This window comes from Cupriavidus sp. SK-4 (assembly GCF_000611125.1).
Lineage (GTDB): Bacteria > Pseudomonadota > Gammaproteobacteria > Burkholderiales > Burkholderiaceae > Cupriavidus > Cupriavidus necator.
The window spans coordinates 1-8,567 of sequence record NZ_JFJW01000141.1 but is presented as its reverse complement, the minus strand read 5'-3'; the positions used below and the strand labels follow the sequence as shown (position 1 = coordinate 8,567).

At 69.6% G+C, this 8,567-nt stretch carries 4 protein-coding genes and 2 pseudogenes; 3 read left to right on the top strand and 3 right to left on the bottom strand.

Annotated elements, in window-relative coordinates:
- Positions 1-225: 225 nt before the first annotated feature.
- A complete protein-coding gene (locus tag CF68_RS28400; protein ID WP_035825532.1) occupies positions 226-1,296 on the bottom strand; it encodes a porin in 1,071 nt (356 codons plus the stop codon).
- Positions 1,297-1,606: 310 nt separating this feature from the next.
- Here CF68_RS28400 and CF68_RS28395 point away from each other — a divergent pair, with 310 nt between their 5' ends.
- Positions 1,607-4,171, top strand: a complete 2,565-nt coding sequence (locus CF68_RS28395; RefSeq protein ID WP_035825531.1) for a penicillin-binding protein 1A — start codon at positions 1,607-1,609, stop codon at positions 4,169-4,171.
- 30 nt (positions 4,172-4,201) lie between these two features.
- Here the strand turns inward: CF68_RS28395 and CF68_RS28390 are convergent, their stop codons facing one another.
- Together CF68_RS28390 and CF68_RS28385 are read right to left on the bottom strand one after the other, a co-directional pair.
- The gene (locus CF68_RS28390) at positions 4,202-5,524 is read right to left on the bottom strand and encodes a DUF1501 domain-containing protein (protein ID WP_035825529.1); all 1,323 of its coding nucleotides are present in this window, start codon (positions 5,522-5,524) and stop codon (positions 4,202-4,204) included.
- Positions 5,525-5,537: 13 nt separating this feature from the next.
- Positions 5,538-7,121: a DUF1800 domain-containing protein gene (locus CF68_RS28385; RefSeq protein ID WP_035825534.1), complete on the bottom strand. Its 1,584-nt coding sequence runs from the start codon at positions 7,119-7,121 to the stop codon at positions 5,538-5,540.
- Positions 7,122-7,319: 198 nt separating this feature from the next.
- On the opposite strand from CF68_RS28385, the pseudogene CF68_RS28380 reads away from it, so the two are divergent.
- Positions 7,320-8,248, top strand: a pseudogene (locus CF68_RS28380) (DMT family transporter).
- A pseudogene (locus CF68_RS28375) lies at positions 8,232-8,567 on the top strand (AraC family transcriptional regulator); the annotation flags it as partial. The pseudogenes CF68_RS28380 and CF68_RS28375, both read left to right, overlap by 17 nt.

Sequence of the window (8,567 nt, the reverse complement as noted above, 5' to 3'; positions counted from 1 at the left end):
TTTCGCCGGCGCAGCCGGCGAAACAGCCACGCCTGCCAAGGACGACGAGCGATCGCATGGCAACAACAACACCCCCGCAACCAGGGCGAGGATCAGGAAAAAAGGGCCGATCAAATCAACCGGCCCAACGAACCCCGCAATGCAATCCGCAGGTGTCGATATGACAGTTAATCGCCCACCCATGCAGGCATCACAACCTGCCAGGCGGGCATCAGGCAGTTACGCTCAGAAGCGATGACGCAGACCAACGGTAGCACCAGTCTGGTTCTCACCAGCCACCACCGTACCAACCCCATTCAGCCCCAGCGCCGACCCCGACTTGTTCTTCGAGTACCCAACATTCAGGTACACATCCGTACGCTTGGACAGCGAGTAGTCCGCCGACAGCACGAACATCCACGGATCCGCATCGCTATTGCGGGTGTCGTTGTAGTAAGCCGCGCCGGTCAGCTGGAAGGCAGGCGTGAAGCGGTACTGCGCGCCAGCCCAGTACACGTTGCTGCGGGTCGAAGCGGCGCTGGCGCTCGACACGCCGTCGTCCTTCAGCCAGCGGTAGCCGGCAAACACCTTGGCGCCGCCGAAGGCATAGGCCGTACCCACCGCGGCGCGCTTGGCGGCACGGTCCTGCAGCGCCACGGTGGCGCCCTGGTACTGGTCGTAGGCAGCGCCGACCGAGAAGCCGCCCGCGGCGTACGACAGGCCGCCGCCGAAGTTGCGCGCGACCTTGGGCTCGCCCGGGACTTCGCCGTTGTTGTCGCGGCCAAAGCTGTAGAAGCCGGTGGCGGTCAGGCCGCCGAACTTGCCGGTGTACTTGATGGCGTTGTCGGCGCGGCCGTTGAAGGCCGAGTCAACGCTGTTCAGCGAGTAGCGCGGGCCCACGCCCATCGGGTCGAAGGCGCCGAACAGGTCGTACAGCGCGTTTTGCTGGCGGCCCAACGTGACCGCGCCCCAGCCGCCCTGCAGGCCGACATAGGCCTGGCGGCCGAACAGGCGGTTGCCCTGGCCCGAGGTGCCGGTATCGATGTCGAACCCGCTCTCCAGCACGAAGATACCCTTCAGGTCGCCGCCCAGGTCTTCGGTGCCGCGCAGGCCCCAGCGCGAGCCGGACAAGTTGCCGGAGTTCAGGCGCGTTGCCGTACCCTGGGCGCCGTTGCTGCCCGGCACGTGGCTGATCACTTCGACACCGGCATCGACGATGCCGTAAAGCGTAACGTTCGACGCGGACTGGGCCGACGCCACCCCGGATACGGCCGACGCGGCCGCTGCTGCCGTCATTGCAAGGAGAGCTTTCTTCACTGTAATTTCTCTGTGTTCTGTTTGAGGCACCACACCGCGCCGGACCCAGGCCAGGTCGGCAAGGCCAACCCGGTCCAGCCGGGCAACCCGGCAACGGCGCATCGTCCGCACAAGTTGCGGCCTCGGCATTGTCGCGGCGCAATATGAAACCTTTGTGACCCATGCTTCGCAGCAGAAAGTGGCGGATAGCCCCGAATGGGGGTTTTCCCTGTAACCAAGGGGAACGTTTTGGTACGATGCATGCTTTTCCGACGACGGTAATGCCAGTGCCCCGTGCCGCCATGTGCCTGTGCCTCGACCGCTTCGCCTCATGAGGCTGGCTGAGATCAAGACCCGGCTTGCCCCGCTGCTCGCCTCGCTGCAGGCTTCATTGCCTGCCCCCCTCCAGCAACGCCTGTCAGGCATGGCCGCGCGCCTTGCACGCGCCGGGCTGACCCGGCCCGGGTCGCTGCGCCCCACGCGGCGCGGCGTGCTGGTGGGCCTGGCCGCCATCCCGGCGGCCCTCCTGCTCTATGTGCTGGTCCTGATCCCGTTCACGCCGGGCATCAGCGATATCCGCAAGGCCAAGTCCGAGCAGCCGGCCCAGGTGCTGTCCGCCGACGGCAAGGAGCTGGCGGTGTTCAAGTGGGCCAACCGCGACTGGGTGCCGCTGTCGCAGATTTCGCCCAATGTGGTGGCTGCGCTGATCTCCACCGAAGACCATCGCTTCTACCAGCACCACGGGCTGGACTGGCGCCGGCTGGCCTCGGCCGCCGTGCATACCTTCTCCGGCGACCGCCAGGGCGGGTCCACCATCACCCAGCAGCTGGCACGCAACCTTTATCCCGATGAAATCGGCCGCGCGCCCACGCTGACGCGCAAGCTCAAGGAAGCCATCACCGCGCTGAAGATCGAGGCGCTCTATACCAAGGACGAGATCCTCGAGACCTATCTCAACACGGTGCCGTTCCTGTACAACGCGTTCGGCATCGAGATGGCGGCGCGCACGTACTTCGACCGCCCGGCGCGCTCGCTCGACGTGCTGCAGAGCGCCACGCTGATCGGCATGCTCAAGGGCAACAGCTACTACAACCCGGTGCTCAACCCCGAGCGCGCGCTCGACCGGCGCAATATCGTGCTGGGCCAGATGGTCAAGCGCGGCAAGCTGGATGCGGCGCGCTATGAGCAGCTGAAGAAGCGTCCGCTGCGCATCGACTTCGAGCGCCAGACCGAGCCGCCCGGCCCCGCGCCGCATTTCGCGCAACAGCTGCGCAAGTGGCTGATCGGCTGGGCCGACCGCAATGGCTACGACATCTACGCCGACGGCCTGGTGGTGCATACCACCATCGACGCCCGCCTGCAGGCCATGGCCACGCAGGCCGTGGTGCAGCAGGGCAACCGGCTGCAGGCCATCGCCAACGCGGCCTGGGCGCCGCGCGCGGGCTGGGCCGCCAACCTGCCGCTGGTGCAGGCCTTCGTGCGCGAGACCCCTGAGTACCGTGCCGCCATCGCCGCCGGCACCGCGCCGGAAGAGGCGCTGCGCCATCTGATGTCCGACCATGCCTTCATGCGCGCGCTGCACCAGCAGAAGACGCGCATCCAGGCTGGCTTCCTGGCCATCGATCCGCGCAACGGCGAGATCCGCGCCTGGGTCGGCAGCCGCGACTACACCCAGGACGCGTTCGACCACGTGCAGCAGGCGCGCCGCCAGCCGGGCTCGACCTTCAAGCCCTTTGTCTACGGCGCGGCCTTTGAAGAAGGCAAGACCCCCGACGACACGCTGGTGGACCAGCCGGTGGAAATCGAACTGGCCGGCGGCGAGATCTGGCGCCCCACCGATGAAGGCCGCCCCACCGGCCGCGCCATGTCACTGCGCGACGGCCTGGTCTATTCGCGCAACACCATCACCGCGCAGCTGATGCACGAAGTGGGGCCGACGCGCGTGGCGCGGCTGGCGCGCGACATGGGCGTGCGCGACAGCCAGCTCGACGTGGTGCCGTCGCTGGCGCTGGGCACCAGCCCGGTCACGCTCAAGGAGATGGTGGCCGCCTACGGCACCATTGCCAACGCCGGCGACTACATCGCGCCCACCATGGTGACGCGCATCGAAGACCGCCAGGGCAATGTGCTGCAGGTGTTCCGCCCGGCCCGCGCCGAGCACGCGCTGCCCGCCGCCACCACGCAAACCCTGCTCGACGTCATGCGCGACGTGATCGACCGCGGCACCGGCGCCAGCATCCGCTCGCGCTTCGGCATCCGCGCCGACGTGGCCGGCAAGACCGGAACCACCCAGGACAATGCCGACGGCTGGTTCATCCTGATGCATCCGGAGCTGGTGGCGGGCGCCTGGGTCGGCTTCAACGACAGCCGCGTCACGCTGCGCAGCGACTACTGGGGCCAGGGCGCGCACAGCGCGCTGCCGATGGTGGGCGACTTCTACCAGCGCGCGCTGCGCTCACGCATCGTCGACGGCCGCGCGCGCTTTGCCGAGCACGAAGAGACCAACCTGTTCACATCGCTGGGCACGCAGCTGCGCGGCTGGTTCAGCCAGCTGTTCACGCGCGACAAGACCAGCGAGACCCCGGCGCCGCGCCCGGCACCGCGCCGTCCGGCGCTGCCCGCGCCGGAGGCTGAGGTTGCACCGCCGGCCGGCGCGGCATCGTCTGCCGCAGTGGATGTCGGCCCGGATGATTCCAGCCTGGCGCTGGACCGGGGGGAGACGGTGATTGCGGTGCCGCAGGACATGAGCGCGGGCAGCGCTCCAGTTGCGCCAACCCCTCAGGCCGAACAAGCGCCTAACACCACCCCTGCCCCCCCGGCTTCCGCAAATCCGCCCCCAGCGCCCATCACGCCCCTCGCGCCAACCGTCATCTCCCCCGCCAACGGTAGCAACTGAACGCCCCTCCGGACAGCGCGGCGCGGACGGCTACACCAACCCGATATCCCGCCCCCGCACCCCCGGAAACACCTGTGCCAACCGCGCCTCATCCAGCCCGTACAGCCTGCGGAAGACCCCGCCCAGCACCGCCCGGTACTCATTGCGCACCGGCCAGTCGCGGTTCTGGTTGAGCGTGGCCTGTTCCACCGCCACCTGCTCGCCGGCGATGCGGCCGCCGCGCACCGCGCCGCCCGCGGCCCAGTAGACCGTGCCGTGGCCGTGGTCGGTGCCGCGCGTGCCGTTTTCGCGGAAGGTGCGGCCGAACTCGGACAGCACCACCACGGTGGTCTTGTCCCATACAGGACCCATCTCGGCGGCAAAGGCAGACAGGCCGCGGCCGAGGTTGTCGAGCAGGCCGGCCAGTTGCCCCTGCGCGCCGCCCTGGTTGACGTGGGTGTCCCAGCCGCCCACGTCGATAAAGCCCAGGTTGAAGCGCTCGCGCATCAGCCCGGCCATGCGCCGGGCCTCGACCTCGAAACCGCGCGCGCTGAGCGAGCGGCGGTTGGCGGCCTGCATTTCCTGCATGCGCGCGGCCATGGTGCCGGCGTCGTTGCCTGACATGCCGGGCTGCGGCTGCGCCTGGCGCGCCACCGTTTCGCGCAGCTCGAAGCCTTCATCGATCAGCGACTCAAAGCGGGTTCCGCTGTACATCTGCGCCAGCAGCTTCGCCTGGCGCGCATCGAACGGGGTGCGGCCGCTGCCCTTGAGCGAGACATTGGGCACGTCGCGCGGGCCGGACAGCACCATCGGCAAGCCGTCGGTGAAGGCCACTGGCGCAGCCTGCCCGCCCATGGCCTGCGCCAGGCGGTTCAGGAAGCCGCTGCCGCGCAGCGAGGCTACGGCATTGCGGTCCTCGCCCTCGCCAGGCAAGCCGGCCTCGATCCCGTCCTGGGTCTCGAAGTGGCTGCGCGACAGGTCGTGCGTGCCGGCGAACGGCACGAAGGCCAGCTGGCCGCGCTGCCATAGCGGCAGCATGGTCGCGGCCAATGCCGGGTGCAGCGCCCAGTCGCCGATGCCGCGTGCGGTGCTGTCGGCGGCAAAGGCCGGCGCCAGCGCCACCGCGGCATTGGGATCGGCGTCCGTGCCGGCTGCGGGCTGGCGGCGGATGGCGATATTGGGCCGCGCGGCGTAGTAGAAATCGCTGCCAGCCGGCACCAGCACGCTGGCGGCGTCATAGCCGCCGCGCAGGAACACCAGCAGGAAGCGCGCATCGGCCTGCGCCGGCAGCGCATAGACACGCGAGGCGATGGCGGGCAGCGCCAGCCCCAGCGTGGCACCGCCCATTGTTTTCAGCCATTGTCGGCGTTGCATGGTCCGCTCCCTGTCAGCGCTGCATCCACTCGGGCGAGCCGAGCAGCACGGTATTCCATTCGGCCTGCGATTCCGCCTGGGCCAGCGCGGCGCGGGTGGCGGGGCCAAGGGTGGCTTCGATGGTGTCGAAGTACAGCTTGTTGCCGATCATCGGGAAGCGCGCGCCGCGCGGCCTCGCGCCATCGCCGGCAAACAATCCCGCCGGCCCCGAGCCGATCGCGCGCGCGATCTCGAAGCGCCGCACCATCTGTCCCGAGCTGGCCCACGCGCTTTCCGACGACGGATAGCCGTCCGGCGCCACGTGGCCGTAGAGCGGCTCGCCAAGCTGGTTCAGCCAGTTCATCACCGGGCGCAGGTTGGCCACGGGGCGGCCTTCATAGGCGAGCCGCATCGACGACACCACATAGACCATCGGATCCTTGAACTTGCGCGTGGGCGCGGCCAGTTGCCGGTCCAGTTCCGGCGCCAGGAACAAGGTGCGCAGCACCGCGGCGATATCGCCATCGGTGCGCGAGAAGGTCTGCGCCATGCGCTCGACCAGCGCCGGCGGCGGGTTGTCGGCGATGAAATAGGCGGCCAGCTTGGCGCTGATAAAGCGCGCGGTGGCCGGCTCGCGCGCCAGGATCGACACTGCGCGCGCCACCTCGTCGAAACCGGCCGGCTCGATGCGCTGGCCCAGCAGCGTCTTCGCGCCGAAGTCGTGGCGCGCCGGGTTGAATTCGAACAAGCCCTCACTGCGATACAGCCCCGCGCGCGCCGGCGGCAGTCGCGGCGGCGTGCCGCGCAGGTTGACGCCCACGCCGGTCAGCACGCGCGCCAGCTCCTGCACGTCCTGCTGGGTGTAGCGGGAGCCGCTGGGGCCGCCGGCGACGCCCATGGTATGCAGCTCCATCAACTCGCGCGCGTAGTTCTCGTTGATGCGGTTGGCGCTGCTCTGGGCATTGTCGAGGTAGACCAGCATGGCCGGCGCGGTCACGTTGGCCATCAGCAGGTCGCGGAAGCGGCCGAGCGCGTGCGGGCGGATGGCGCGCTCTTCGTAGTCGGCCAGCAGCAGCCGGACCTGGCCCTTGCCCGAATAGACGTTGAAATGGTTCATCCAGAACCACGTCATCTGCTCGCGCAGCTGCGCCGGAGAATACAAGGCGCGCAACAGGTGGCGTCGCGTGGCATCGGCCACGATCTCGCGGCCCTGCGCGTTCAGCGCCTGGCGGGCCTGCTGCTTGCTGTCGTCGGGCAGTGCGTCGATGCGCTGGCGCGCGTCGCGCGCGGACTGGATCTGCGCGGCGGCATCGGCCTGCAGGTTGGGCAAGGCTGCGATGGCGGCCGCCAGTTCGGGCGGATCGGCCAGCGGCAGCGTCAGTTGCTGCTCGAGGAAACCCTTGCGGCCCAGCCGGCGCAGGTCGCCAAGGGTGGCCTGGTCAGCGCCGTAGGTGACGGTGTTGAGCCAGCGCAGGTCGGTGGAGGTGGTGCTGCCGCCAGCCTCGGCCGGCACCTGTGCACAGGCGGCCAGGCACGCTGCCAGTGCCAGTGCCGCGGCGGCCCGCCAGTCGGCGAGCGCGCCCCGGCCGGATTGTCTCGAATGCTGCGCCGGATTCATGCCTTTCTCCTCGCCCTGTTCGATCAACATCACCATGTTACGTGGCAAGCGCACATTGGTTGACCCGGAGGCGCCGCCGGAGTGTTACCAATGCTTTCAGCATGCCGATTGCCGGATTTGCCAAGACAGCGGCACGCTGCCTGGCTAGCCTTGCGCTCTGTCCCTCCGATCCCGCCCCCGGCGGAAACGCCTGCATGCATGTCGCGCCTCCTGTCCGCTGCCGCCTGGCTGCCCACCGTTGCCTTCGTCCTGATCTGGTCCACCGGCTTTATCGTCGGCAAGGCCATCGTGCCGCTGGCCGATACCAGCCTGTTCCTGCTGGGCCGCTTTGCCGTGGCGGGGCTGATGTTCGTGGCCTGGTCGCTGGCCGCGCGCGCGGCCTGGCCGCCGCTGCGCGAGGCGCCGCGCCACCTGTTGGCCGGCGCGCTGATGCAGGGCATCTACCTGTGCGCCGGCTACGGCGCCGTGGCCAGGGGCCTGCCGCCGGCGATCATGGCCTTGCTGGGCGCGCTGCAGCCGCTGCTGACCGCGCTGCTTGCCATCCCCCTGCTGAAAGAGCTACCGTCCAGGCGGACGTGGCAGGGCCTGGCGCTGGGTGCGCTCGGCGTCGCGCTGGTGGTCGCCCCGGCGATGCAGGCCGGCATGCACACGGCCGCGCCGGCCTTGTCGCCCTGGATCGTGCTGCTGGGCGTGCTGGCCATTGTCTCCATCACCATGGGAACCCTCTTGCAGAAATCCGCCATCGCCGCCTGTGACCTGCGCGCCAGTTCCGCCTGGCAGAACCTGGGCGCCATGCTNTGCGGGTGGCCGCCGCGATGGTGGCGATCCAGGCCGCCGACGCGCCGCTGCACTGGCATGGCGGCGTGGCGCTGTGGGCCGCGCTGGCGTGGGCGGCGATCGGCCTGTCAGGCGCCGGCACCTGGCTGCTCGTCAGCCTGGTGCGGCGCGGCCAGGCCGCCAATGCCGCGGCGCTGATGTTCCTGGCGCCGCCGCTGGCCGCGCTGCAGGCCTGGCTGCTGTTCGGCGAACGGCTGGATGCGGTGCAGGCGCTGGGCATGGCGGTGGCCGGCGCGGGCGTCTGGCTGTGCCAGACCCCTGGCAGGTTGCGGCATGCCGAAGCCAGCTGAACCCCACGCCTCGCCGCTGGTCGAGCACCGGCGCTACCGCCCGCAGCCGGACGGCCACCAGCACGACTTTCACCAGCTGCTGTTCGGCCTGGCCGGTGCCACCGAGCTGGAGATCGACGGCCACGTCTACCGCGTGGATGACCACACCGGCCTGATCGTGCCGGCCGGCAGCCATCATGAATTCCTGGGCTTGGACGGCAACCTGCAACTGGTGGCGGACTTCCCGGCGCGCTCGGTGGCGCTGCCCGCGCGGCTGATGGCGCGCCCGCGCACGTTCCCGCTGGACGGCGCCTTCGGCAGCCGCGTGCGCGCGCTGGCG

What these genes read in the sequence shown, in the direction of transcription:
- CF68_RS28395 (WP_035825531.1), top strand. Translation starts at nt 1,607, where the DNA reads ATGAGGCTGGCTGAGATCAAGACCCGGCTTGCCCCGCTGCTCGCCTCG.
- CF68_RS28385 (WP_035825534.1), bottom strand. Translation starts at nt 7,121, where the DNA reads ATGAATCCGGCGCAGCATTCGAGACAATCCGGCCGGGGCGCGCTCGCC.
- CF68_RS28390 (WP_035825529.1), bottom strand. Translation starts at nt 5,524, where the DNA reads ATGCAACGCCGACAATGGCTGAAAACAATGGGCGGTGCCACGCTGGGG.